Here is a 1,215-nt window from a genome sequence, read left to right on the forward strand (position 1 = left end):
CCCATACCGAAACCCCGCAACCGCAACGGGAACAACTCCGACAGACACACCCACACCGGAATATTCAACGCCGTCTGCATCACCAACACGAACAACGCCACGAAGATCAACACCGCATACGCCTGCACCTTCCCCGCCGGAATCACAACCGTCGACAACGCGATCAACAAATGACACACCGTCACACCGATCACACCCCACACGATCAACCGACGACGCGAAACCCGCTCGATCACCACGAACAGACACAACACCCCACCAACCACCGACGCCACACCCATGAAAATATTCGCGATCGGCGCCGCACTCGCACTGAAACCAGCAGTCTTCAACAGATCCGTACCGTAATACATCACCGAATTGATCCCCGTCAGCTGCTGCCCCACCGCGATGATGATCGCCGCCAACAGAATCCGCCGCACCCACGGAATCGCCAGATCCGTCCAACCCCCCGTCTGCGACTCCTCCTCCTCCCGCGCCAACTCCTCGACCTCGACCATCTCCGCCCGAGCCCGATCCTCCGTCCGCACCATCATCAACACCTTCAACGCCTCATCATCACGACCCTTCGAGATCAACCAACGAGGCGACTCCGGCTGACGCAACATCCCCACGAACAGACACACCGCCGGCACCGCACACACCGCCAACATGTACCGCCAGATCTCGTCGTTCCCACTCCACAACGCATGAATGACCGCATTGATCACAAACGCCGCCAACTGCCCCACCACGATCGCCAGATCATTACGACCCGACAAAGTACCCCGACGCTCCACCGGCGCCAACTCCGACAAATACACCGGAACGATCACCGACGCACCACCCACCGCGATACCCAGAATGAACCGCGCCGGCAACATCACCGCCAGACCCGGCGCACACACCGCACCCAACGTCCCCAAAAAGAAGATGATCGACAAGATGATGATCGACCTCCGCCGACCGATCGCATCACTCATCCGACCACACACCAACGAACCGATCGCAGCACCGATCAACAGAGTACTGACCACCAGACCCGTCGTCGTACTCGTCAAACCCAGATCCTTACTCATCGGATCCAACGCACCGTTGAGCACACCCGTGTCATAACCGAACAACAACCCACCGAACGTGGCCACCACAGCCACCACATTCATCCGCTGCTGCTGCGGCCCCGACCGCAACGGTGGCAACGCCATCGGTCTCGAAGGCCTCGAAGGTAGTGCGTTC

1 protein-coding gene is annotated in these 1,215 nt (G+C 59.6%); it reads right to left on the bottom strand.

Going from position 1 to position 1,215, the window contains the following annotated elements; translation table 11 throughout:
- On the bottom strand, positions 1-1,184 hold a 1,184-nt coding region (locus tag ABD908_RS27375), incomplete at its 3' end, for a sugar porter family MFS transporter (protein ID WP_345002064.1).
- Between the last annotated feature and the right edge of the window lie 31 nt (positions 1,185-1,215).

Origin of the sequence: Tsukamurella soli (assembly GCF_039541155.1) — a bacterium.
GTDB classification, from domain to species: domain Bacteria; phylum Actinomycetota; class Actinomycetes; order Mycobacteriales; family Mycobacteriaceae; genus Tsukamurella; species Tsukamurella soli.